Source organism: Modicisalibacter tunisiensis, assembly GCF_020148005.1.
Lineage (GTDB): Bacteria > Pseudomonadota > Gammaproteobacteria > Pseudomonadales > Halomonadaceae > Modicisalibacter > Modicisalibacter tunisiensis.
The window spans coordinates 65,537-88,828 of the sequence record NZ_JAGXFD010000002.1 but is presented as its reverse complement, the minus strand read 5'-3'; the positions used below and the strand labels follow the sequence as shown (position 1 = coordinate 88,828).

Below are 23,292 nucleotides of genomic sequence, written 5' to 3'. Positions count from 1 at the left end.
TCAGATGGGTCAGGAGCCATCGGACTTGAGCGTATCGGCATCCAGCTTGGCGATCTGGGTGTTGCTGTCGTCCTCGAGCTTGGCCAGCAACGGCTTCGCCTTTTGCTTGAAGGCCGCCAGGGCCTTGCCGGAGAGGTTCTTGCTCTCGGGCAACTTGACGCGCATGGCGTCGACCGGGCGATTGTTGACCATGATCTCGTAATGCAGGTGAGGGCCGGTGCTGCGCCCGGTGTTGCCTGACAGGGCGATGCGCTGGCCCATCTTCACCCGATCGCCTTCCTTGACCAGTTTCTTGGAAAGGTGCATGTAGCGGGTCTTGTAGCCGTTGTCCTGGCGAATAACCAGATAGTTTCCGGCGCCGCCGCGCTGATAGGCGGCCTTGACCACGCGGCCGTCGGCAGGGGCGCGCACCGGGGTGCCCCGGGGCATGGCGAAGTCGGTGCCGTAGTGGGGCGAGACACGCTTGGTCACCGGGTTGACGCGGCGCAGGTTGAAGGAGGAGCTGATCCGGTAATGCCCCTTGAAGGGGTAGCGGTTGAAGGCCGGGTCGAGGCTGTGGCCGTCCGGCGTGTAGAAACGGTCGTCCTTGTCGTTGCGCACCACTGTCAGGTCGGTGCGCTGGCCTTCGTAGTGAGCGGCGAGAATCCGTGAATCCATCGCCTTGCCGTCGATCATGTCGGACTCGACCAGCACCTGGAAGTGATCGCCACGACGGGTGTCACGACGAAAGTTGATCTTCTTCGCCAGCAGGTTGGTGAGCTCGGCGACGTCGCCGCTGGACAGGCCGGTGGCGGCCGCCGAGCCGGCGAAACTGCCGTTGACGGTGCCGGCGAACAGCCGCTGGGTCGCCTCCGTGGCCTTCTGGATGTCGGACACGGCGAAGGCGGCATCGGGCGCCTCGCGCTTGATCAGGTAGCCGCTGCGGGGGTCCTTCATGACGCGCAGGGCGAGCAGATGACCGTCCTGGTCGAGCTTGAAGTCGATGTTGTCACCCACATGCCAGCGGGACAGCACCGACTTGTCGGGGAGGGTGTCGAGCAGGCTCAGCACCTCGCGATACCCCAGGCCGAAGGTGCGCTCGGCCATCACCGCGAAGGTGTCGCCGGGCTGCACGGTATAGGTTTCCCATTGCGGGACGAAGACTTCCTTGGCGGCCAGCTCGTTGGACAGGTCCACGTCGCCGTCGTCCAGCACCAGCGGGTCGGTGGAGAACACATCGAGATCGCCCCCGCCCGCCGGCCGGGCGGTATCGCTGAGCTGCAGCGAGGCCAGGACGGCGCCGTCGGCCACCTGGGGCAAGACCGCGGCTGCGGACCGGGCGATCGCCATGGCGGGCTCGACCCGCAGCGTCGGAGGCAGGGCGCTCGCCGTGTCGGCGTGGGCCTGGTTGATGAAGTCGATGTCGACGATACCCTGTGGCGTGAGCTCGGACAGGGGGATTTCCTTGCCGATGGCCGACGATGCCGCGTGAATGGCATCGCTCAGGGGGTGGGAGACCTCGATCGATGCGGTCTCGATGGACGTCGATGCAGTGGTGTCGAGGGAAAGCGCGACGCCGTCCGATGCGACCGGCGGTGCGCTGTCGTCGAGTGCGGCAAGAATCTTGTGCGCGCCCAGCACGGTGACCATGGTGGCGACGGGCAGCAACAGCAACTTGTGCGTGCGGGGCAGCGAATTTAGGATCCGCAACATAAACAGGGGCCTAGGTGCATGTCGGTGGATATATAACCGAATGCACCTTACCCCATGCCATACCATGTGCCTAGCCTGTATAAGCGTACAGGCTATTAAACTCAGTATTAACGCCTACAGGATGTTACTCATGTTTACGTTCAGTGTCTGTCAGCGTTTCTGAGTTACGCATCCTGACCCTCACTGTAGGGGGTCTGCCGGGAAGATTAAAGCGATTCAGGGCGCCGGTGACGCGAAGCTGCCATCCCGGTAGTCACGCAGGGCCTGATCGAGCTCGTCATGGGTGTTCATCACGAAGGGGCCGTAGTGGGCGATGGGTTCGCCGTGGGGACGGCCTTCCAGCAGCAGGAGCTGGCTGTCGGTGGCGCTGTCCAGGGTCAGGGTGTCGCCGGCGCCCAGGCGGGCCAGCTGGCGAGCCCCGATGGTCTTCCCCGCCACGTCCACGGCCCCCGAGAAGACATACACCAGCAGCGTCGGGGCATCGCTTTCGAGCGTGACCGTCGTCCCCGGCGTCAGTGTCAGGTGGGCGACGCCGGCGTCACCCGCCAGGGCATCGAGTGGGCCCGCGAGCGGGGGGTGTCCCGCGACCCGCCAGGTGCCGCCCAGCGCCGTCAGCGTGATGCCGTCGGCATCGAGGCGCGGCATGTCGGCCTGGCGCACGTCGCGGTAGGTCGGCGGGCTGAGCTTGTCCCGGGCCGGCAGATTGATCCACAGCTGGAAGGCATGCAGGCCGTGGCTGTCGGTCAGCGGCATTTCCGAGTGGATGATGCCGCGGCCGGTGTGCATCCACTGGGCGTCGCCGGCACCGATGGTGCTGCGGTGACCGAGGTGGTCCTCGTGGGTCAGGCCGCCGTGCACGACGTAGGTCAGGGTCTGCAGGCCGCGGTGCGGATGGGGCGGGAAGCCGCCGATGTAGTCGTCCGGCTGGTCCGAGCCCAGTTCATCGAGCATCAGGAAGGGATCGAGCCCGCCCCCGAAGTCGTGTATGCGCGAGATCTTGACGCCATCGCCGTCCTGGCTGGGGTGGCTGGCGACGAGGCGGTCCACGGTGCGAGTGGTCATGAAGCAACTCCTGAGCGTGTCTTGACTATCTTCGATTCTAGGACGATTTTTTCGAAGATTAAGCGCATATTTTTCCCTTCCCCGTTCGAGGAAAACGAAATGTCACGCGTCACCCTGGCCCAATGGCAGATGCTGGCGGCGGTCATCGACCATGGCGGCTTCGCCCGTGCCGCCGAGGCCGTGCACAAGAGTCCGTCGACGCTCAATCACGCCGTCCACAAGCTGGAAGCGCAACTGGGGGTGGCGCTGCTCGAACCGTCGGGGCGCCAGGTCAGGCTCACCGAGGCCGGCGAGATGCTGCTGCGGCGTGCCCGCCAGCTGATCGAGAACGCCGCGGCGATCGAGGACGTGGCGGCGAGCCTGGCGACCGGGCTGGAAGCCGAGGTGGCGCTGGCGGTCGACCAGGTCTTCCCGCCCGACGCGCTGGCCGAGGCTCTGGCGCAGTTCTCCGGGGCGTATCCGCATGTCCGGGTCCAGCTGCACGAGACGGTGCTCAACGGCGGGGTGGAGATGCTCTATGACCGGCGGGCCGACCTGGTGGTCTCGGGGCTGGCCGCACAGGGTTTCCTGGGCGAGGCGCTGGCGACACTGCGCTTCATCGCCGTGGCGCATCCCGCGCATCCGCTGCACCGTCTCGGCCGCACGCTGGATCTGCGCGACCTGGCGCAATACCGGCAACTGGTGGTGCGCGATTCGGCGCTGCGCCAGTCGATGGATGCCGGCTGGCTGAAGGCCGAGCAGCGCTGGACGGTCAGCCACCTGGCCACCTCGCTGGACATGCTGGAACGCGGGCTGGGCTTCGCCTGGCTGCCCGAGACCCGCCTTCGCGGGGCGCTCGAGGCCGGGCGCCTGGTGCCCTTGCCGCTGGAAGTCGGTGGGGTGCGCGAGGTGCCGATACACCTGATCTTTCAGGACCGCGATCGGGCCGGGCCGGCGACGCATGCGATGGCAAGAGCGCTGCATGAAGCCGTGAGTGAGTGCGGTGGTTCGAATGAATCGAATGCATAGGCCCAAATAATGCGCAGCAGCGTCGATGCAATCGACTTATCCTGAATCGCGAAGACATGCGTCAACCGAGGAGCCGAAAGCATGGGCCTATTGATCGATGGCCGCTGGCATGATCAGTGGTATGACACCAAATCGCACGGTGGCGAGTTCGTGCGGGAATCCGCCCAGCTGCGCGACTGGGTCACCCGCGACGGCAGCCCGGGGCCCGAGGGGCAGCCCGGCCTCGAGGCCGCCGAGAACCGCTTTCACCTCTACGTTTCGCTGGCCTGCCCCTGGGCGCATCGTGCCCTGATCCTGCGCCGGCTCAAGCAGCTCGAGCCCCTGATCGGCGTGTCGCATACCAGCCCGCTGATGCTCGGCAACGGCTGGACCTACGACACCCGCGAAGGCTCGAGCGGCGACGCGGTCAACGGCGTCGATTACCACCATCAGCTGTACACCCTGACCGATCCGCACTACACCGGCCGGGTCACGGTACCGGCGCTGTGGGACAAGCGCGGGGGGCGCATCGTCAACAACGAGTCCGCCGATCTGGTGCGGATCTTCAACGACGCCTTCGATGATCTCACCGGCAATCGTCTGGACTTCTACCCGGCGGACCTGCGCGAGACCATCGACGCCGTCAACGCCGATGTCTACGACCACATCAACAACGGCGTCTACAAGTCCGGGTTCGCCACCGAGCAGGGGGTCTACGAGAAGCACGTCACGGCGCTGTTCGAGGCCCTGGATCGCATGGAGTCCCGGCTCGGCGAGCAGCGCTACCTGGCCGGCGAGTGGCTGACCGAGGCCGACATCCGCCTGTTCACCACCCTGATTCGCTTCGATGCGGTCTATCACGGCCACTTCAAGTGCAACCTGCGGCGCATCGAGGACTACCCGAACCTGTCGAACTACCTGCGCGAGCTGTATCAATGGCCGGGCATCGCCGAGACGGTGAACCTGGACCACATCAAGCGCCACTACTACTACAGCCACGACACCATCAATCCTACCCGGATCGTCCCCCGGGGGCCGCTGCTGGAGCTCGACCGGCCCCACGATCGCGAGCGGCTGCCCGGTCGCGGCGTCCGGCGCAAGTAGTCGCGGGGCGGAGGCGGCTCCGGCCGACGCCGACAGGTCGCCGCAGAAGCCGACGCGATTGGCGTCGATTGGACATTTTGTTTGCAGGATAATAGTATGCCTCTCCTCGGTCCGGGTGCCGCGCTGCCCCGGCCCGATACCGCTCCCGCAACGGGAGCCGCTGGTCTCGCCATGACGATGACTGGATCACCGGGACTTTCGACCGTCCGATATCGACGTCATCGATAGATGAGGGAATCCATGTCGCCCCATTACACCGACCAGGGCCGCTGCATGCCGCGTCGCCCGCCACCACCTCTCCGGCCCTTCCGGGGCTAGCGTCATCGCGACGACGCTTCCCGCCTCCTGCCGCCACGACGGCTGACACGACAGGCTCTCCCTGCCTTCAAGGCGCGAGTTTCGAACTCGGCCGAGGGCAGCGCGTCGCGCGTGTCATCCGTGCGATCACGGCGGTATCACCGCGTTCCGGGCATGCCGGTCTCCTTCGGCGTGCGCGGCCGCCTCCTGCCAATCCACCGAGGGACTGCCCTTGAGCAACGCATCACTCCATCAATTCTCGACCCTGACAGTGATCCTGTTGATGCTCGCCTTCTATGGCGGCACCTACCTGATGACGCTCGGCATTCGCAAGAAAGAGGAAGATGCCGACGCCTTCATGGTCTCCAACCACCGCGTCGGCTTCGGCATCGGCGCGGCCAGCATGACCGCCACCTGGATCTGGGCGGCTTCCTTCTATGCCGCCGCCACCTCCGGCTACACCTACGGCGTCTCGGGGCCCATCCACTACGGGCTGTGGGGGGCGCTGATGATCCTGTTCATCTACCCCTTCGGCCGCCGTTTCCGCAAGCTCGCCCCCAATGCACATACCCTGGGCGAGCTGATCCATGCCCGCCACGGCGCGTCCAGCCAGTTGATCCTGGCGCTGTCCAACCTGCTCGGCAGCATCATCAGCCTGATGGTGAACTTCACCGCCTCCGGCGCCCTGGTGTCGGTGCTCTCGCCACTCTCCTTCCAGGCCGGGGTGATCATCGCCGGCGTCGGCGTGCTGCTCTATACCCTGTGGTCGGGCTTCCGCGCCTCGGTGCTGACCGACTTCGCCCAGCTGGTGGCGATGATGGCCATCGCCGTGGTGATCATTCCGGCGGTCTTCTTCGCCATGGGCGGGCCGAGCGAACTGGTGGCGGGTCTCGGTAATCTCACGCCGGAGCAGGCCGACTTCTTCTCGGTCGACGCCATCCTCAATCAGGGCGCGCCGTTCTTCGTCGCCGTGCTGGCCTATGCGATCGGCAACCAGACCATTTCCCAGCGGCTGTTCGCGGTCAACGAAGACCACATCAAGCCGACCTTCCTGACCGCCACCGTCGGCTACGGGGCCATCGTCATCGGCCTGGGCATGATCGGGCTGATGGCGCTGACGCTGGGCATCGAGCCGCTCAACGGCGACATGAACAACCTGATTCCGCAGATGGTCTCGGGCTATCTGCCGCCGCTGTTCATCGCGCTGTTCTTCATCCTGGTGATCGGCTCGCTGTCGTCCACCGCCGACTCCGACCTCTCGGCGCTGTCGGCGATCATGATGGCCGACGTCTACGGCAAGAACATCGCCCGGGGCAAGGCCGATCCCCGGCGCATGCTGCTGGTGGGGCGTCTGACCATGATCGTCGCCACCGTGATCGGCATCGTCTTCGCCAGCTTCTCGCTGGATATCCTGGTGATGCTGGTATTCGTCGGCGCCCTGTGGGGGGCCATCGTCTTCCCGGTCATCGCCAGCTGCTTCTGGAGCCGGGTCACCAATGCCGCCTTCACCACCTCGGTGATCGTCGCGATGCTGCTGTTCTGCGTGGCGCGCTTCGAGTGGCTGCCCCTGACCGGGCTGGTCGGCCTGGGCTTCGAGGTGCTGGCCAGCATCGGCGGCGGCGTGATCATCGGCCTGATGGCGTTCGGCTTCCTCGGCCGGGTGGCCGGTTTCCTGGCCGGCGCGCTGGCGCTCGTGGCGATGCTGGTGTTCGCCACCGGCTTCCTGCGCGACTACACCGTGCTGCTGGCCTCGCTGACCGCCTATGGCACCAGCACCCTGGTGTGCGTGGTGATGAGCCTGGCCAGCCGCGAGCGCTTCGACTTCGACAGCATCCGCGAGCGGGTCGGCGACTACAGCGACCACCATCCCGCCGCCGAGCCGGTCGAGCCGGCCCGCGACCCGGCGCCGGCCTCTCTCGCCACGCCGCGCTGATCCTCATCCCTGCAGACCGGGCGCCGGTGAACCGGCGCCCGCCAACCGGAGTTCGACCATGACCACCTTCTTCACTCTCTACGTACTGATCTGGCCGGCCCTGACGCTGGGCGTGCTGATCGTGATCTGCCGCGCCGTATTGCGCGATCGGCGCGAGGCGCGTCGCCAGCGCAAGCAGCTGGTCTGAGCTGCGGTATGCCGGCGGCCGTATGCATGCGGCCGCCTCGCCCCCCGGGGCGAGGTCAGCGATGCCTGGCCAGCCAGCGGTCCAGGGCGTTGGCGAATTCGCGGCGATCGGCGTCCGAGTAGCCCTTGGGGCCGCCGGTGTGCTCGCCGCTGGCGCGCAGGGTCTCCATGAAGTCGCGCATCTGCACCCGCGAGCGGATGTTGTCCGCGGTCAGCGGCTCGCCCCGGGAAGTCATCACCGCGGCGCCCTTGTCGAGCGCCTCCATGGCCAGCGGCAGGTCCGAGGTGATCAGCAGATCGCCGGGCACGAGACGCCGCACGATCTCGTCGTCGGCGGCGTCCAGGCCGCTGGCCACCGAGAGCCCCTTGGCCCAGCGCGAGGGCGGCAGCGGCAGGGCATGATTGGCCACCAGCCAGGCGGGGGTTCGGGTACGTTCGGCGGCACGGATCACGATGTCGCGCGCGGCGCGCGGGCAGGCATCGGCATCGACCCACAGGGAGGGCATGGCAGGCTCCAGTTTGGGCCCGCGGCAAGGCGGGCCGTTAAAAAGACGTAGGCAATATGCCCGCGACGATGGTAGCATGGCGCTTCCTCGCCTGTGTTGACCCCTCCATCCCGGTGATTTGTCCTGCCCGTGCGGCGGACGATGACGTGACTCCAGCACCGGGCGCCCTGTCGTGCGACATGCCGATGCACCGCGCCCGGGAGCCTTGATTGATGGATTGCCGGCGCCGATGAACCGGCCGGCGTGAAGAGGTCGCCACACTGTTCGTGCCGTCGAGCGACGGTCGAGCAGGAGCAGGAGTGAGCCGCGGCGCGCAAGCTGCGGCAGAGCGACCTGGTGCCGTGTCACATGCCGCCATCCCGTCATGGCAATGAGAAAGGCAGGGCACCACGACATTTTCTGCCGGCCGACATGCCGGCCATGCAAGGTGTGATATGACCCTGACTTCCGTTGCCTCGCCGAGTTTCGGCGACCTGGCACTCGTGCCCGCCGTTCTCTCCGCGCTGGAAACCCTGGGCTACGAAACCCCCTCGCCGATTCAGGCACAGACCATCCCGGCCCTGATGGAAGGCCGTGACATGCTGGGCCAGGCCCAGACCGGTACCGGCAAGACGGCGGCCTTTGCCCTGCCGCTGCTCTCGCGCCTCGACCTGTCGCGCCGCGAGCCGCAGGTGCTGGTGCTGGCACCGACCCGTGAGCTCGCCCAGCAGGTGGCGGTCTCGTTCGGCAAGTACGGCCAGAACCTCCCGGGCCTGGAGGTCGCCAGCCTGTGCGGCGGCCAGGATTACCGCGAGCAGCTCGGCGCCCTCAAGCGCGGCGCGCATGTGGTGGTGGGTACGCCGGGCCGCGTGATCGACCACCTCGATCGCGGCAGCCTCAAGCTCAACGGCCTCAGTGCGTTGGTGCTCGACGAGGCCGACGAGATGCTGCGCATGGGTTTCATCGATGACGTCAAGCGCGTGGTCGCCGATACCCCGACCACCGCCCAGCGGGTGTTCTTCTCGGCCACGCTGCCGGCGGAGATCGAGCGCATCGTCAACCGCTACCTGGTCGACCCGGTCAAGGTGGCCATCGAATCACGGGTCACCACCGGCGAGAACATCGAGCAGCGTCTGGTGCGCATCGATGGCGCCGGCAAGATCGAGGCCCTGTCGCGTCTGCTCGAGGTCGAGCCGGTGGATGCCGCCATCGTCTTCGTGCGGACCCGTGCGGCCTGCACCACGGTGGTGGACCAGCTGACCGCGCGTGGCTTCAACGCCGCGGCGCTGTCCGGCGACCTGGACCAGAGCCTGCGCGAGCGCACCGTGGCCCGTCTCAAGAAGGGCAAGGTCGATGTGCTGGTGGCCACCGACGTGGCGGCGCGCGGCCTCGACGTGCCGCGCATCACCCACGTGTTCAACTATGACCTGCCGCAGGACAGCGAGGCCTACACCCATCGCATCGGGCGTACCGGCCGGGCCGGACGTTCCGGTATTGCGGTGACCTTCGCCGGCTTCCGCGAGACCCGCAAGGTGCGCTGGCTGGAGCAGGCCACCGGTCAGGCGATGACCGAGACCGAGCTTCCCGACGAGGCCACGATCCGTGCCCATCGCGACGAACGCTTCCGCGAGCGGGTGCTGGGCACGCTGAGCGGCGATACCGGCGAGCAGCGCAGCCTGGTCGAGCGGCTGGCCGCGGAAGGCCACGACCCGCTGGAGCTGGCCTGTGCCTTCGCCAGCCTGGCCCGTGCCGACGAGGCGCCGGTCGGCCGCCTGCCCAAGCCGGGCGCAGCCCGTGACGGCGGTCGCGACGGCAAGCCGCCGCGTCGCCGCGAGCGCACGCCTTCGGAAGGCATGACCCGCTACCGGGTCGCCGTGGGCCATCGTGACGGCATCAAGCCCGGCCAGCTGGTGGGGGCACTGGCCAACGAGGGCGGTATCGAAGGGGGCCGCATCGGCCGCATCGATATTCGCAACGCCTTCTCCGTGGTCGAGCTGCCCAGCTCCCTGCCGACCTCGATCCTGGCCAAGATGGCCCGGGCGCGGGTCGCCGGCCGGGCGCTGGAGATCGCCGAGGACAACGGCGCCCCGGAGCGGGCGTCACGCCGGCGTCATGACGATGACGCGCCGGTGCGCCGCCGTTCGCGGGCCTGATCCCGGCCGCGGTCGGCTTGACCGCGGCGCCGTGTGTTTCCCACACTGTCGGACGTCACAGCCGCATTGATACATTCCTGCAACAGGAGGTGACAGATGGCCAAGGGAGATATCCGCTCACGGCGCGGCAAGGTCGCCAATGGCAGCTATGGACGCCGGCGGCCGCAGTCGAGCCGCAAGGCACAGCGTTATCGTCAGGTCGGCTACTGACAGCCGACGCACGAAATACACGGGGGCGGCCGGAAGGCCGCCCCCGTTGTTTTTGTGGCAAGGCGCCTGGAGAGGCTCAGTTGCTGGCGAGCAGCGAGGCATCGTAGCGTGACTGGCGCTCGCCGTCGGCCAGCAGCGCGACCTGGCTGGTGTCGCCCCCCCGGGCGAGGCTGGCGAAGATCACCCGGTAGGTGAGCACCGCCTGCACATAGGCGCGGGTCTCGTGATAGGGAATGCTCTCGACGAACAGGTCGAAGTCCTGCGGGGCGTCGCGCAGCCAGCGGTCGACCCGGCTGGGCCCGGCATTGTAGGCGGCCACGGCGGCCAGCCGGTTGCCGCGGTAGCGGTCCAGCATCTCGCGCACGTAGTGGCTGCCCAGGCGGATGTTGACCGCCGGATCGAACAGCTCCCCGGCATCCGGGGCGTCCAGCTCTTCGCGCGCACTGACGTGGCGCGCGGTGGCGGGCATCAGCTGCATCAGGCCGCGTGCGCCGACCGCCGACTGCGCCTGCGGGTTGAAGGCGCTCTCGCGGCGGGCGATGCCCATCAGCAGGTAGGGGTCGACGTCGAGGCGCTGCCCCCAGTGCTGGAAGGCGTCGCGGTAGGCCAGCGGAAAGCGCCAGGCCAGCGCATCCCACTCACGGGCGAGGATGGTGGTCTGTACCGCCAGGGCGTACCAGCCCTGCTGCATGGCGTAGTCGGCCATGGCGTTGGCCCTGTCGGTGTCGGCGCGGCGTGCGGCGAAATACCATTCGCTGCGCGCCAGCCCCGGCTCGCCGATGCGCATCAGCGCCTCGACACGCCGGATGACCGGCCAGTCGGCGACCTGCCGACGATAGGCCTCGTTGAACGTCGCCCGCTGCAGGTTGAGGTCGTAGGGCTGGCCGAGCCGATCGGCGGCGGCGAAGCCGTAGAAGCTGCGCTGCCCGGCCGCGGCGGCGTAGGCCTTGCGGGCGGTCTTCGCATCGCCGAGCTCGGCCAGGGCGCGGCCCAGCCAGTACTGCCAGCGGGCATCCTGACGCGGGTCGTCGGGCATGGCATGGACCCAGTCGATGACCCCCTGCCAGTCACGGTCGGCCAGTGCCCGGCGCACCCGCAGTTCCAGCAGGTCACTGTCGCCGAGGTCGGGCAGGACCTGGTCGACCCAGCCGCGATTGTTGTCGACCTCGCGGACCATCGAGTAGAAGGCCAGGTCGCGCTCGATCGTCTGGCGCTGCCGGGCATCGAGGTCCAGGTGCGGGGCGATCTTGCGCCAGGCTTCCAGCGCCGCCTCGGTGTCGGCCCGCGTGAACTGGTGCATGGCGGCGGCGAACAGCGGGCCACTGGCACCCTTCGGCCCCACGTCGCGCGGTACCCGGGTAATCGCCGCGTAATCCTTGCGCAGCCGCGCCAGCGCGCTTTTGGCATCGCCCCAGCCGGCAGGCAGCAGGCCGTCGAGGTAGTGCATGAGCCCGGTCTCGCCATTCTCCCAGGCCAGCAGCAGGCGCTGCCAGATCTGGGGGCCGGCGATCTCGCCGCGCTGGCGCAGGGTGTCGAACAGGGTGTCGCACTCGCCGGGCTGGGAGTGGCCGGTCAGCCACAGTTTTCGCCCGCCCTCGGCCGCCCTGCCCGGTGCCTTGTCGAGCAGCGCCGTGTAGTAGTAGCAGCGACGAATCACCCCGCGCGGCTCGCCATCGCTCACCGCCAGCAGGTCGTCGAGACGGCCGGCCTTGCCGTAGGCGACTTCGGCGACGCCGCGCAGCCAGCTCGACAGCGGCGAATCGGCGTGCCGGTCGATGAAGGCCTTGACCTCGGCCGGCGGCACGTCGGGCAGCCGGTCGCGCAGGCGGTGATACGCGATGTAGCCGGCCAGCACATGGTGGTCGATGGCCGTGTCGTCGATGCGGCTCCACTGGTGGGCGCGGGCGGCGTCCAGCGCCTCGCGCAGGGCCTGGTCACCGGCCTCGTCGGCCACGGCCGGCAGGCTGAGCAGCAGGGCACTGAGCAGCGCGAGTCCATGACGGGGGATTCGAAGGGGCATCGCCGGCTCCTCCTCGGGCTTGCCTATCGGTTGCGATCTGTCTCATCCTCGCCCATAGCGACGGCCTTGAGTAGTGTCGTCGGGTTACGACAGGAGCGATCATGGCCCTTTTCAAGGCCGGCGGCCTCGCCGCCACCCTCAAGAAGCGCCGCCGGGCCCTGACGGCCATCGCCCGGGCCATGCGCCTGTTCGTGCCGATGTGCGCGGATGTGCTGAGCGGCCGCTATCGCCCGGTGCCCTGGCCGGCGTTCGGCTGGATGGCACTGGCGGCGGCCTATCTGATCTCGCCGCTGGACCTGATTCCCGACGTGCTGCTGGTGATCGGTCTGGTCGACGACATGGTGATCGTCGGCTGGCTGCTGACCCGTGTCGACGCGGCGCTGGCCGATTACCGGCGCTGGAAGGGAGAGGGGCCGCCCGCGGCGCGCTGAACGGCACGGACTCGGTTCGTCGGCGTCCACCGGTCAGGCCAGTAGCTCATGGTTTTGATTCAGGTGCTTGAAAACGCTCGGACTAGCCCCATATCGGCGGTGTCACGTTCTACACATCATGAGGGGCCTGAATCCATGACCACCGCCACCCATGAAGAAACGCTCGGCTTCCAGACCGAAGTCAAGCAGCTGCTCCATCTGATGATCCACTCCCTGTATTCCAACCGGGAGATCTTCCTGCGCGAGCTGATTTCCAACGCGGCCGACGCCACGGACAAGCTGCGCTATGCGGCGCTGAACAACGACGCGCTCTACGAGGGCGACAGCGACCTGCGCATCGAGATCGAGCACGACGCCGACAACAAGACGGTGACGGTGCGCGACAACGGCATCGGCATGACCCGCGACGATGTCGTCGCCAATCTCGGCACCATCGCCAAGAGCGGCACCGCCGAGTTCCTCAAGCAGCTCTCCGGCGAGCAGCAGAAGGATGCCAAGCTGATCGGCCAGTTCGGGGTGGGCTTCTATTCCGCCTTCATCGTCGCCGACGAGGTCACCGTGCGCACGCGGCGTGCCGGCAGCGATGGCGGCGTCGAATGGCGTTCGAAGGGCGAGGGCGAGTTCACCGTCGCCGATATCGACAAGCCCGAGCGCGGCACCGAGATCGTCCTGCACCTCAAGGAGGATGCCGGAGAATTCGCCGACGACTTCCGGCTGCGCAACCTGGTGCGCAAGTACTCGGACCACATCGACGTGCCGGTGCGCATGCCCAGGACCGAGACCGCCAAGGACGACGACGGCAACGAGATCGAGGGCAGCGAGGTCACCACCTGGGAGACCGTCAACGAGGCCCAGGCGCTGTGGGTGCGGCCCAAGAGCGAGGTCACCGACGACGAATACAAGGCCTTCTACAAGCACATCGCCCACGACTTCAGCGATCCGCTGACCTGGAGCCACAACAAGGTCGAGGGCAAGCTCGAGTACACCAGCCTGCTCTACGTGCCCGAACGCGCGCCGTTCGACCTCTACGAACGTGACGGCGCCCGCGGTGTGCGCCTCTACGTGCAGCGGGTGTTCATCATGGATGACGCCGAGCAGTTCCTGCCGCTGTACCTGCGTTTCGTCAAGGGCATCGTCGACACCAAGGACCTGTCGCTCAACGTCTCGCGCGAACTGCTGCAGAAGGACCCGCAGGTCGACAAGATGAAGTCGGCGCTGACCAAGCGTGCGCTGGACATGCTCAAGAAGCTGGCCAAGGACAAGGATGCCTACCAGACGTTCTGGAACACCTTCGGCAGCGTGCTCAAGGAAGGCCCGGCGGAGGACTTCGCCAACCGCGACAAGATCAGCGAGCTGCTGCGCTTCTCGACCACGCACACCGACACCGCGGTGCAGGACCAGTCGCTGGCCGACTATGTGTCGCGCATGAAGGAAGGCCAGCAGAAGATCTACTACATCGTCGCCGATGGCTTCAACGCGGCCAAGAACAGCCCGCACCTGGAGATCTTCCGCAAGAAGGGCGTCGAGGTGCTGCTGCTCCACGACCGCATCGACGAGTGGCTGATGAGCCACCTCACCGAGTACGACGGCAAGGCCTTCGCCGATGTCGCCAAGGGCGATCTGGACCTCGGCGAGATCGAGGGCGAGGAGGAGAAGCAGGCCCAGGAGGAAACCGCCAAGGCCAAGGAGGAGCTGGTCAAGCGTGTCAAGGAGGCGCTGGGCGACAGCGTCCAGGAGGTCCGCGTGACCCATCGCCTGACCGATTCGCCGGCCTGCGTGGTGCTCTCCGAGCACGAGATGGGCTTCCAGATGCGCCGCATCATGGAGGCCGCCGGCCAGCCGATGCCCGAGGTCAAGCCGATCCTCGAGCTCAACCCCGAGCACTCGCTGGTCAGCCGACTGGAAGGTACCGAGGGCGAGGGTTTCGCCGACCTGGCGCACATCCTGCTGGATCAGGCGATCATCGCCGAGGGCGGCCACCTCGATGACCCGGCGGCCTACGTCAAGCGCCTCAACAGCCTGTTGACCGCCTGACGATCACGAAACGCCGCACCCGAAACCCGCTCGCCGGTCACGGCGGGCGGGTTCGTCGTTTTCGGTGCCCTCGCCGGTTTTACCCGCCCGGGTCCGATGATTAGAGTGGATGTGAATGCTCGCCGACCGAGGTGACCGCCATGAGCCTTGATGACCTGCGCTTCGACAATAGCTGGGCGCGCCTGCCCGAGGCGTTCTACCGCGAGGTGGCGCCCACCGCCTGGCGCGACACCCATGTGCTCGACCTCAGCCCGCTGGGGGCCGCCCAGCTCGATCTCGAGCCGGCGTCGATCGAGCCGCAGCGCCTGGCCGCCCTGATGGCCGGGCGCGAGCTGCTGCCGGGCATGCGCCCGATCGCCCAGAAGTACACCGGCCACCAGTTCGGTACCTACAATCCGGCGCTGGGCGACGGGCGCGGGCTGCTGCTGGGCGAGGCGATGACCCGGCAGGGGCCGGTCGACCTGCACCTCAAGGGGGCCGGACAGACGCCGTTCTCGCGCTTCGGCGACGGGCGGGCGGTGCTGCGCTCGTCGATCCGCGAGTATCTGGCCGGCGAGGCGATGCAGGCGCTGGGCATTCCCACCACCACCGCGCTGGCCGTGGCGGTCAACGGCGAGCGAGTCATGCGCGAGCGGGTCGAGCCGGGCGCCACCCTGCTGCGCCTGGCGCCCAGCCATGCCCGCTTCGGGCATGTCGAATGGCTCTACCAGCAGCGGGATGTCGAGGGCATGCGCCGGCTGCTGCAGCAGGTGATCGAGCGCCATCGCCCGGCGCTGGCCGAGGCCGAGAACCCGATCGAGGCGCTGTTCGCCGATGTCATCGCACGCACCGCCGAGACGATCGCCGCCTGGCAGGCCTACGGCTTCGTGCACGGGGTGATGAACACCGACAACATGTCGCTGCTCGGCCTGACCCTGGACTATGGGCCCTATGCCTTCCAGGAGCGCTTCAGGCCCGGCTGGACGCCCAATCACACCGACGCCGAGGGGCGCTATGCCTACGATCGCCAGCCGGGGGTGGCACTGTGGAACCTGATGGTGCTGGCCCAGTCGCTGACGCCGCTGGTCGATGCCGGGCGCCTGCGTGACCGGCTCGATGACTTCGAGCCGGCGCTGGAGGCGGCCTATGCGCGGCGGATGCGCGCGCGGCTGGGGCTGGCCGAATCCCGGGATGACGACGCCACCCTGGCGGCCGACTGGCTGTCGCTGCTGGCTCGCCATGAGGCCGACTTCCACTCGGCGTTTCGTGCCCTGGGGGCCTACCGGGGGGATGACGAGTCGCGCCGGCAGCTGGCGGCGCATCTGGAGATTCCCGCCGATGACCCTGCGCTGGTTGCCTGGCTCGAGGCCTACCGGACGCGTCTCGAGGAGGAGTCGCGCAGTGCCGAGACGCGCCAGCGTGCCATGGATGCCGTGAATCCCTGCTACATCCTGCGCCACCGGCCGCTTCAGCAGGTCATCGCCGCGGCCGAGGCCGGCGACCCGGGGCCGCTCCGGCGCCTGCGCGAGCGCCTGGCCGTGCCCTTCGTGCCCCATGAGGACGGCGCGGAGGACTGGACGAGCCCGCCCCCGCGCGACGCGCCCCCTGTGGTCCTGTCCTGCTCCTCGTGACGTGAAGCCCGAGCGGGCCGGACCGGGCGGCCGGATCGAGAGCGCGCATAACACGGGTGGGGCGCCTATGCTGTGTGGACGCCATGTCGCCCGACAGGAATTCTGCCATGCCCGTCTCGTCCCGTTCCCTGCTCCAGCGTTCCACCGATGCGCGCGATAGCGGCACGGCCCTGCTGCTGATCGACCTGCAGCAGACGATGGATGGCTGCGCTCGAGCACGGCAGCGCAGCAATCCCGATCTCGAGGCTCGGGTCGCCGCCCTGCTGGCCTGCTGGCGCCGAGGCGATGGACTCGTCGTGCATCTGCACCGCTTTTCCCCGACGTGCGATGACGGCGTGCCCTCTTCCCGCCTCGAGCATCCGCTGTCGTGTGCCGACCCCCTCCCGGGCGAACGCGTCCTGGCCCGCCATGCCGAAAGCGGCTTCGTGGGCACGGGGCTGGAAACCTGGCTGCATCGCCGCGGCGTCTCGCGGCTGATGCTCGCCGGCGTGGCGACGGCCAGGAGCGTCGGTGCCACGGCGTGTCACGCCACCAGCCTGAGTTTCTCCGTGACGGCCGTGGAGGACGCCTGTGCCGACTTCGACCTGATCGATCGTGGTGGTCACACCTGGCAATCCGGGATGGTTCATGACCTGGGAATGGCGCTGATGGTCGCGGAAGGCGTCGATGAAATGAGTGTCGACGAGGTCCTTCGCGGTTACTGAGTCCGCGGCGGGTTTTCATGATGCCGGCGCGTCGAGTGCGCGATTCGAGAATAAGACGATTGCGTCAATAAAGGATGACTTATGCCGTTCATAAGAATAAGTCGAGGTATGGGATTTCCAGATTTTTCAGTCAAATCAACAGCTTGTTTATTGTGCAATGCATAACGGGCGCGTTATGGATGTCATAAATCCATGATTATGATGGATTTTTTTGACATAGATATTGATCTTTCCGGCGTTTGCCAAAAGACTGGAAAAAAGCCGCTGCGACATGCGCATTTTTTTCGAGTTGGTGCCGTGTCGTGGCGAGTAATTATGGCGACGCGTTCTGACAAACACGCCAGGAATCCGGCAAGGGATCGGCCACGATGAACGAGCGGCCGAACGGCAAGCGTCGCCGTCGTGTCACGGGCTCGTCCTGGCGCGGCTGTTCGAGCGGGACACGCCGGCGTGCTCACTATCGTCAAGGGGAGGGAAGCGCATCATGAAAGTCGGTGCACCCAAAGAAGTCAGGCCGGGCGAGGCGCGTGTCGCGCTGACGCCCGAAAGCGCCCAGCACATCCAGAAGCTGGGTCACGAGTGCCTCATCGAGGCCGGGGCCGGTGTGGCCGCCGGTTTCGATGACGCGGCCTATCGCAAGGCGGGCGTCGAGGTCGTGGAAGGGGCCGAGGCGCTGTGGCAAGCGGCGGATGTGGTCATCAAGGTGCGCGAACCGACCGAGGACGAGGCCGGATGGCTGCGCAATGACCAGACGCTGATCTCGTTCTTCTGGCCGGCCCAGAACGAGGCCATGCTCGAGCGCTGCAAGGCCAGCGGCGCCACGGTCGTGGCCATGGACATGGTGCCGCGCATCTCGCGGGCCCAGAAGATGGATGTCCTGTCGTCCACCGCCAACATCGCCGGCTACCGGGCGGTGATCGAGGCGGGCAACCAGTTCGGCCGCTTCTTCACCGGCCAGGTGACGGCGGCGGGCAAGGTGCCGCCGGCCAAGGTGCTGGTGGTCGGCGCCGGGGTGGCGGGGCTCGCCGCCATCGGTACGGCGACCAGCCTGGGAGCGGTGGTGCGTGCCTTCGACGTGCGCCCCGAGGTGGCCGAGCAGATCGAGTCCATGGGCGCCGAGTTCCTGTTCCTCGACTTCGACGAGAGCCAGGACGGCGCCGAGAGCGGCGGTTACGCCAAGCCTTCCAGCCCCGAGTTCCGCGAAAAGCAGCTGGCGCTGTTCCGCGAGCAGGCCGCCGAGGTGGACATCGTCATCACCACCGCGCTGATCCCGGGCAAGCCGGCGCCCAAGCTGTGGCTCGAGGACATGGTCCAGGCGATGAAGCCCGGCTCGGTGATCATCGACCTGGCGGCCGAGAAGGGCGGCAACTGCGATCTCACCGTCCCCGACCAGCGCATCGTCACCGACAACGGGGTGGTTGTCGTCGGCTACACCGACTTCCCGTCGCGGATGGCCACCCAGGCCTCGCTGCTCTATGCCACCAACATCCGTCACATGCTGACTGACCTGACGCCCGACAAGGACGGGGTGCTCCAGCATGACATGGAGGATGACGTGATTCGTGGCACCACCGTGACCCATCAGGGCGAGATCACCTTTCCGCCGCCGCCGCCCAAGGTCAAGGCGATCGGCGCCGCCAAGCCCAAGCCCAGGGTCAAGGAGCCGACGCCCGAGGAGAAGAAGGCCGCCGAGCATGCCGCCTTCCTCGCCCAGACCAAGCGTCAGGTGACGATGCTCGTCGTCGGCGGGGTGGTGATGTGGCTGCTGGGGCTGGTAGCGCCGGCGTCCTTCATGCAGCACTTCATCGTCTTCGCCCTGTCGTGCTTCGTCGGCTTCCAGGTGATCTGGAACGTCAGTCATTCGCTGCACACCCCGCTGATGGCGGTCACCAACGCCATCTCCGGCATCATCATCCTGGGGGCGATCCTGCAGATCGGCTCGAGCAGTATCCTGGTCGGCCTGCTGGCCGGCATCTCGGTGCTGATCGCGAGCATCAACATCGTGGGCGGCTTCCTGGTGACGCGCCGCATGCTGGCGATGTTCCAGAAATCCTGAGCGGCGGAGAAACGAGATCATGATGGGACAAGAATTCGTGTCTGCCGCGGCGATCGCGGCGAGTGTACTGTTCATCCTCTCGCTGGGGGGGTTGAGCAACCAGGAGAAGGCCAAGCGGGCGGTGTGGTACGGCATCGTCGGCATGGCGATCGGGGTCGTCTTCACGGCCCTGGGGCCGGGCATCGGCGGCTACTGGTGGATGCTGCCGATGATGCTGATCGGGGCGCTGATCGGTGCCTACCTGGCCCGCAAGGTCGAGATGACCGAAATGCCCCAGCTGGTGGCGGCGCTGCACAGCTTCGTCGGCCTGGCCGCGGTCTTCGTCGGCTTCAACGCCGACCTCGAGCGGCGCCGGGTGCTGGCCATGCAGCTCGCCGACCAGGGCGCCGAGCGGTTGTCCGCCTTCGCCGCCCTGCTGGCCCACAAGACGTCGGCGGAGCTGGCCTTCCTGCAGGTGGAAGCCGTGCTGGGCATCTTCATCGGCGCGGTGACCTTCACCGGCTCGGTGGTGGCCTTCGGCAAGCTGGCCGGCAAGATCAACAGCAAGCCGCACAAGCTGCCGGGCGGGCACTGGCTCAACGGTGGAGCGGCGCTGGTGTCGCTGCTGCTGGCGATCGTCTACCTCAACGGGGGCGGCTTCTGGACGCTGCTGCTGATCGCGCTGCTGGCCTTCTTCATCGGCTATCACCTGATCATGGGCATCGGCGGCGCCGACATGCCGGTAGTGGTGTCGATGCTCAACAGCTACTCCGGCTGGGCGGCGGCGGCGATCGGCTTCACGCTCTCCAATGACCTGCTGATCGTCACCGGCGCGCTGGTGGGCTCCTCCGGCGCGATCCTCTCCTACATCATGTGCAAGGCGATGAATCGCAACTTCGTCAGCGTGATTCTCGGTGGCTTCGGCGGTACCCAGGGGCCGGCCGCGGAAATCGAGGGCGAGATGGTGTCGATCGACGTGGGCGGCGTGGCCAGCGCGCTCAACGACGCCGACAGCGTGATCATCGTGCCGGGCTACGGCATGGCGGTGGCCCAGGCTCAGAACGCGGTCAGCGAGCTTACCCGCAAGCTGCGCAGTGCCGGCAAGGAGGTTCGCTTCGGCATCCACCCGGTCGCCGGGCGCCTGCCGGGACACATGAACGTGCTGCTCGCCGAGGCCCGGGTGCCCTACGATATCGTCATGGAGATGGACGAGATCAACGACGACTTCGCCGAGACCGACGTGGTGATCGTCATCGGCTCCAACGACATCGTCAATCCGGCCGCCCAGGAGGATCCCAACAGCCCGATCGCCGGCATGCCGGTGCTGCGGGTCTGGGAGTCCAAGCAGGTCTTCGTCTGCAAGCGCGGCCAGGGCACGGGCTACTCCGGCATCGAGAACCCGCTGTTCTACAAGGAGAACACCCGCATGCTCTATGGCGACGCCCGGTCCAGCATCGACAGCCTCGTACCGTTGATCGACTAGCCTCCCGCCGACGTGACGCCCCCGCCAGGGGGCGTTTTTCGTTACACTGGGGGTCACTCAACGTGGCAGCTAGGAAGCGAGGATGAGCGACGATAGCCCGAAGGTGGCGGTACTCGGCGGTGGCAGTTTCGGCACGGCGTTGGCCAGCATCGCCGCCGACAACGGTGCCCGAGTCCGGCAGTGGCTGCGTGATGCCGAGCTGGTGTCCACCATCAACCGCGAGCATCGCAATACGCGCTATCTGCCGGATTTCGCCATCAACCCGAACGTGGTGGCCGACACCGACCTGGCCGCCGTGCTCGACGGCGCGGAGCTGGTCTTCGTGGCCATTCCCTCCAAGGCCTTCCTGCAGGTCGTCCGCCAGGCACGCCCCTGGCTGCGGCCCGAGCAGATCCTGGTCAGCACCACCAAGGGCATCCAGGCCGACGGCTTCAAGCTGATGAGCCAGATCCTCGAGGAGGAGACCGGTTTTGCCCATGTCGGCGTGCTCTCCGGCCCCAACCTGGCGTCCGAGATCGCCGACCGGCAGCTGACGGCGACGGTGGTGGCCAGCGACGACGCGCTGACGCGGGCCCGGGTGCAGACGGCGCTGGGCTGCGACTACTTCCGCGTCTATGCCAGCAACGACCGCTACGGGGTGGAGCTGGGCGGGGCGCTCAAGAACATCTACGCCATCGCCGCCGGCATGGCCGCCGCCCTGGGCATGGGCGAGAACACGCGCAGCATGCTGATGACCCGCGCGCTGGCCGAGATGAGCCGCTTCGCCGTCGCACTGGGAGCCAATCCCATGACCTTTCTGGGGCTGGCCGGGGTCGGCGACCTGATCGTCACCTGCTCCTCGAAGCTGTCACGCAACTACCGCGTCGGCTTCGCGCTGGGGGAAGGGCGGTCGCTGGACGAGGCGGTCGCCGCACTGGGCCAGGTGGCCGAGGGGGTCAACACCGTCAGTCTGGTGCGTGACAAGGCCCGCGCCGAGGGGATCTACATGCCGCTGTGCGAAGGGCTCTATCAGGTGCTGTTCAATCAGGTGCCGGCGCGCGACATGGCGCGCCTGCTGATGCGCAACGAGCAGAGCAGCGATGTCGAGTTCACGCTGTCGCGGGAGTCGGTGGTGAAGGCCAAGCGCGAACAGGAGGAGGGGCCGTGATGTCGATGCTGTGGATCATGCGCCACGGTCAGGCCGCGCCGGGCCACCCGGACGCCGCCCGCGAGCTGACCGCCGAGGGGCGTGCCGAGGCGGCGCGCATGGCCGACTGGCTGGCCGGCTCGCTGAGCGAGCCGCAGCGTCGGTCGCTGCGACTCGTCGCCAGCCCCTACCGGCGTGCCCGGCAGACCGCCGCCATCGTCGCCGAGCGGCTCGGCGTGGCGGGGGAGACGCTCGAGTTCATCACCCCCGATGACCCGGTCGAGCCGGTCATCGACTGGCTGCAGCAGGCCGCCGACGAGACGCCGGTCCTGCTGGTCAGCCACATGCCGCTGGTCGGTGCGCTGACCGGCCGCCTGGTGGAGGGCGACCGGCGCAGCTCGCTGCCGATGCCCACCGCGGCCATCGCCGCCCTGGAAGCCGAGGTCTGGGCGGCCGGTTGTGCCGAACTCCGGGCGTTTCGTCACCCGGCCGATTTCGACTGACGGTCTTGCGTCCGTCGGCGACGCTTCGAGGCAGTGTCCTGTGCCTGGGCGTGTCCCGGGTTCTCTTGCCGTGCTCACAATTCCGCTCCTTGTAAGCGCCTTGCCCTTGGCTTGCTGGCTGCCATGCAGCATGGCGGCACTTTCTCCACTCGAGTTGCCCCTTCGTCGCATCGACCATGGTCGACGTTGTCATACAGCCGGCCGGCTTCTAGATTTGCAGCTGTATGATGTATGACAAGTAGGCGGCCTGTTGCAGCGTGCCGCCTTCAACGAGTCGGGCAAGAGGGGCAATTCGTGAATTTTTCCAGAGACGCAGTCATTCAGGCAGTCGGTGATGGCCTGCTTTCCTTTCCCGTGACGGATTTCGACGAGCAGGGGCGTTTCGATCGCGACAGCTACCGTCAGCGGCTGGAATGGTTCGTCAGTCATGAGGTGTCGGCGGTGTTCGTCGCCGGTGGCACGGGGGAATTCTTCAACCTGACGCTCGACGAGTTCCGCGCAGTCGTCACCGTCGCCGTGGAAACGGTGGGCGGCAAGCTGCCGGTCATCGCCAGTGCCGGTCTCAGTGTCGGCGCCGGCAAGGCTTATGCAAGGGCGGCGGAAGAGGCCGGGGCGGACGGTATCCTGCTGATGCCACCGTACCTGACCGAATGCCCGCAGGATGGCCTGGTGGAGTACGCGCGCAACATCTGCGATTCGACCTCGATCAACGTCATCTACTACAACCGCGGCAATGGCGTGCTCGAGGCCGAGGCGGTGCAGCAACTGGCCGATGCCTGCCCGAACCTGGTCGGGCTGAAGGATGGCAAGGGCGACATGCAGCTGCTCAACCAGATCGTCAAGACGGTGGGCGATCGGCTGGTCTATGTCGGTGGCGTACCGACTGCCGAGATATTCGCCGAGGCCTACCTGTCGATCGGGGTGAACACCTACTCCTCGGCGGTGTTCAACTTCGTGCCGGAGCTGGCGGTCACGTTCTATCGGGCATTGCGCCAGGGCGATTCCGCCACGGTGAAGCGAATCACCAACGACTTCTTCATTCCATTCATCAACCTGCGTGACCGCCGGAAGGGCTATGCGGTCAGTCTCATCAAGGAGGGGGCTACCATTATCGGCCGATCCGCCGGCAGCGTGCGCGCGCCTCTGGTGATGCCGAACGAGGATGAATGCAAGCAACTCGAGAACCTGGTGCGTATCGCCAGGCAGCTATAACGACAATTTCCTTTGCCACAGGAGT

The 23,292-nt window shown here is 67.1% G+C and carries 19 protein-coding genes; 15 read left to right on the top strand and 4 right to left on the bottom strand.

The window, feature by feature from the left end; translation table 11 throughout:
• Positions 1 to 9: 9 nt before the first annotated feature.
• Complete coding sequence (locus tag KGQ91_RS15505; RefSeq protein ID WP_224421465.1) at positions 10 to 1,692, bottom strand: peptidoglycan DD-metalloendopeptidase family protein; 1,683 nt, start codon at positions 1,690 to 1,692, stop codon at positions 10 to 12.
• Between the two features lie 216 nt (positions 1,693 to 1,908).
• On the bottom strand, positions 1,909 to 2,754 hold the full coding sequence (locus tag KGQ91_RS15500) for a pirin family protein (protein WP_224421464.1): 846 nt from the start codon (positions 2,752 to 2,754) through the stop codon (positions 1,909 to 1,911).
• Positions 2,755 to 2,853: 99 nt separating this feature from the next.
• Between KGQ91_RS15500 and KGQ91_RS15495 the strand changes: the two genes are divergently transcribed.
• The 4 genes from KGQ91_RS15495 (at position 2,854) to KGQ91_RS15480 (ending at position 7,262) form a co-directional block, all read left to right on the top strand.
• Positions 2,854 to 3,762 (top strand): LysR family transcriptional regulator, encoded by a 909-nt coding sequence (locus KGQ91_RS15495; protein ID WP_224421463.1) that lies wholly within the window; start codon positions 2,854 to 2,856, stop codon positions 3,760 to 3,762.
• Between the two features lie 81 nt (positions 3,763 to 3,843).
• The gene (locus KGQ91_RS15490) at positions 3,844 to 4,845 is read left to right on the top strand and encodes a glutathione S-transferase family protein (protein WP_224421462.1); all 1,002 of its coding nucleotides are present in this window, start codon (positions 3,844 to 3,846) and stop codon (positions 4,843 to 4,845) included.
• A gap of 529 nt (positions 4,846 to 5,374) precedes the next feature.
• Complete coding sequence (locus KGQ91_RS15485) at positions 5,375 to 7,075, top strand: sodium:solute symporter family protein (RefSeq protein ID WP_163648457.1); 1,701 nt, start codon at positions 5,375 to 5,377, stop codon at positions 7,073 to 7,075.
• Between the two features lie 58 nt (positions 7,076 to 7,133).
• Positions 7,134 to 7,262, top strand: a complete 129-nt coding sequence (locus KGQ91_RS15480; RefSeq protein WP_224414435.1) for a putative transporter small subunit — start codon at positions 7,134 to 7,136, stop codon at positions 7,260 to 7,262.
• Between the two features lie 55 nt (positions 7,263 to 7,317).
• Here the strand turns inward: KGQ91_RS15480 and KGQ91_RS15475 are convergent, their stop codons facing one another.
• Positions 7,318 to 7,767 (bottom strand): YaiI/YqxD family protein, encoded by a 450-nt coding sequence (locus KGQ91_RS15475; protein ID WP_163648458.1) that lies wholly within the window; start codon positions 7,765 to 7,767, stop codon positions 7,318 to 7,320.
• Between the two features lie 434 nt (positions 7,768 to 8,201).
• Between KGQ91_RS15475 and KGQ91_RS15470 the strand changes: the two genes are divergently transcribed.
• Entirely contained in the window at positions 8,202 to 9,899 is a 1,698-nt protein-coding gene (locus KGQ91_RS15470; protein ID WP_163648459.1) for a DEAD/DEAH box helicase, read from the top strand.
• Between the two features lie 96 nt (positions 9,900 to 9,995).
• Positions 9,996 to 10,109: a 30S ribosomal protein THX gene (locus KGQ91_RS15465; RefSeq protein ID WP_163648460.1), complete on the top strand. Its 114-nt coding sequence runs from the start codon at positions 9,996 to 9,998 to the stop codon at positions 10,107 to 10,109.
• Positions 10,110 to 10,185: 76 nt separating this feature from the next.
• On the opposite strand, the gene KGQ91_RS15460 is transcribed toward KGQ91_RS15465, so the two are convergent.
• Positions 10,186 to 12,129: a transglycosylase SLT domain-containing protein gene (locus KGQ91_RS15460; RefSeq protein ID WP_224421461.1), complete on the bottom strand. Its 1,944-nt coding sequence runs from the start codon at positions 12,127 to 12,129 to the stop codon at positions 10,186 to 10,188.
• A gap of 101 nt (positions 12,130 to 12,230) precedes the next feature.
• Here KGQ91_RS15460 and KGQ91_RS15455 point away from each other — a divergent pair, with 101 nt between their 5' ends.
• The 9 genes from KGQ91_RS15455 to kdgD all read left to right on the top strand — a co-directional run bounded on the left by KGQ91_RS15455 (position 12,231) and on the right by kdgD (position 23,267).
• Entirely contained in the window at positions 12,231 to 12,560 is a 330-nt protein-coding gene (locus KGQ91_RS15455; protein ID WP_163648462.1) for a YkvA family protein, read from the top strand.
• A 135-nt stretch (positions 12,561 to 12,695) separates the two neighbouring features.
• Entirely contained in the window at positions 12,696 to 14,594 is a 1,899-nt protein-coding gene (gene htpG, locus KGQ91_RS15450) for a molecular chaperone HtpG (protein ID WP_224421460.1), read from the top strand.
• 140 nt (positions 14,595 to 14,734) lie between these two features.
• Positions 14,735 to 16,204: a protein adenylyltransferase SelO gene (locus KGQ91_RS15445; RefSeq protein ID WP_224421459.1), complete on the top strand. Its 1,470-nt coding sequence runs from the start codon at positions 14,735 to 14,737 to the stop codon at positions 16,202 to 16,204.
• A 107-nt stretch (positions 16,205 to 16,311) separates the two neighbouring features.
• A complete protein-coding gene (locus KGQ91_RS15440; protein ID WP_163648465.1) occupies positions 16,312 to 16,908 on the top strand; it encodes an isochorismatase family protein in 597 nt (198 codons plus the stop codon).
• 484 nt (positions 16,909 to 17,392) lie between these two features.
• Complete coding sequence (locus KGQ91_RS15435) at positions 17,393 to 18,964, top strand: Re/Si-specific NAD(P)(+) transhydrogenase subunit alpha (RefSeq protein ID WP_163648466.1); 1,572 nt, start codon at positions 17,393 to 17,395, stop codon at positions 18,962 to 18,964.
• 19 nt (positions 18,965 to 18,983) lie between these two features.
• On the top strand, positions 18,984 to 20,426 hold the full coding sequence (locus tag KGQ91_RS15430) for an NAD(P)(+) transhydrogenase (Re/Si-specific) subunit beta (RefSeq protein WP_224414443.1): 1,443 nt from the start codon (positions 18,984 to 18,986) through the stop codon (positions 20,424 to 20,426).
• A gap of 82 nt (positions 20,427 to 20,508) precedes the next feature.
• Entirely contained in the window at positions 20,509 to 21,573 is a 1,065-nt protein-coding gene (locus KGQ91_RS15425) for an NAD(P)H-dependent glycerol-3-phosphate dehydrogenase (protein ID WP_163648468.1), read from the top strand.
• Positions 21,573 to 22,055 (top strand): phosphohistidine phosphatase SixA, encoded by a 483-nt coding sequence (gene sixA, locus KGQ91_RS15420; protein WP_163648570.1) that lies wholly within the window; start codon positions 21,573 to 21,575, stop codon positions 22,053 to 22,055. The genes KGQ91_RS15425 and sixA overlap by 1 nt, the downstream gene beginning before the upstream one ends.
• Before the next feature lie 294 nt (positions 22,056 to 22,349).
• Entirely contained in the window at positions 22,350 to 23,267 is a 918-nt protein-coding gene (gene kdgD / locus KGQ91_RS15415; RefSeq protein WP_163648469.1) for a 5-dehydro-4-deoxyglucarate dehydratase, read from the top strand.
• The last annotated feature ends 25 nt before the right edge of the window (positions 23,268 to 23,292 follow it).

Coding starts and splice junctions, on each gene's coding strand:
- KGQ91_RS15490 (WP_224421462.1), top strand. CDS start 3,844: ATGGGCCTATTGATCGATGGCCGCTGGCATGATCAGTGGTATGACACC.
- KGQ91_RS15460 (WP_224421461.1), bottom strand. CDS start 12,129: ATGCCCCTTCGAATCCCCCGTCATGGACTCGCGCTGCTCAGTGCCCTG.
- KGQ91_RS15480 (WP_224414435.1), top strand. CDS start 7,134: ATGACCACCTTCTTCACTCTCTACGTACTGATCTGGCCGGCCCTGACG.
- KGQ91_RS15475 (WP_163648458.1), bottom strand. CDS start 7,767: ATGCCCTCCCTGTGGGTCGATGCCGATGCCTGCCCGCGCGCCGCGCGC.
- KGQ91_RS15495 (WP_224421463.1), top strand. CDS start 2,854: ATGTCACGCGTCACCCTGGCCCAATGGCAGATGCTGGCGGCGGTCATC.
- KGQ91_RS15425 (WP_163648468.1), top strand. CDS start 20,509: ATGAGCGACGATAGCCCGAAGGTGGCGGTACTCGGCGGTGGCAGTTTC.
- KGQ91_RS15505 (WP_224421465.1), bottom strand. CDS start 1,692: ATGTTGCGGATCCTAAATTCGCTGCCCCGCACGCACAAGTTGCTGTTG.
- KGQ91_RS15430 (WP_224414443.1), top strand. CDS start 18,984: ATGATGGGACAAGAATTCGTGTCTGCCGCGGCGATCGCGGCGAGTGTA.
- sixA (WP_163648570.1), top strand. CDS start 21,573: ATGTCGATGCTGTGGATCATGCGCCACGGTCAGGCCGCGCCGGGCCAC.
- htpG (WP_224421460.1), top strand. CDS start 12,696: ATGACCACCGCCACCCATGAAGAAACGCTCGGCTTCCAGACCGAAGTC.
- KGQ91_RS15455 (WP_163648462.1), top strand. CDS start 12,231: ATGGCCCTTTTCAAGGCCGGCGGCCTCGCCGCCACCCTCAAGAAGCGC.
- KGQ91_RS15500 (WP_224421464.1), bottom strand. CDS start 2,754: ATGACCACTCGCACCGTGGACCGCCTCGTCGCCAGCCACCCCAGCCAG.
- KGQ91_RS15465 (WP_163648460.1), top strand. CDS start 9,996: ATGGCCAAGGGAGATATCCGCTCACGGCGCGGCAAGGTCGCCAATGGC.
- KGQ91_RS15445 (WP_224421459.1), top strand. CDS start 14,735: ATGAGCCTTGATGACCTGCGCTTCGACAATAGCTGGGCGCGCCTGCCC.
- KGQ91_RS15435 (WP_163648466.1), top strand. CDS start 17,393: ATGAAAGTCGGTGCACCCAAAGAAGTCAGGCCGGGCGAGGCGCGTGTC.
- KGQ91_RS15440 (WP_163648465.1), top strand. CDS start 16,312: ATGCCCGTCTCGTCCCGTTCCCTGCTCCAGCGTTCCACCGATGCGCGC.
- KGQ91_RS15470 (WP_163648459.1), top strand. CDS start 8,202: ATGACCCTGACTTCCGTTGCCTCGCCGAGTTTCGGCGACCTGGCACTC.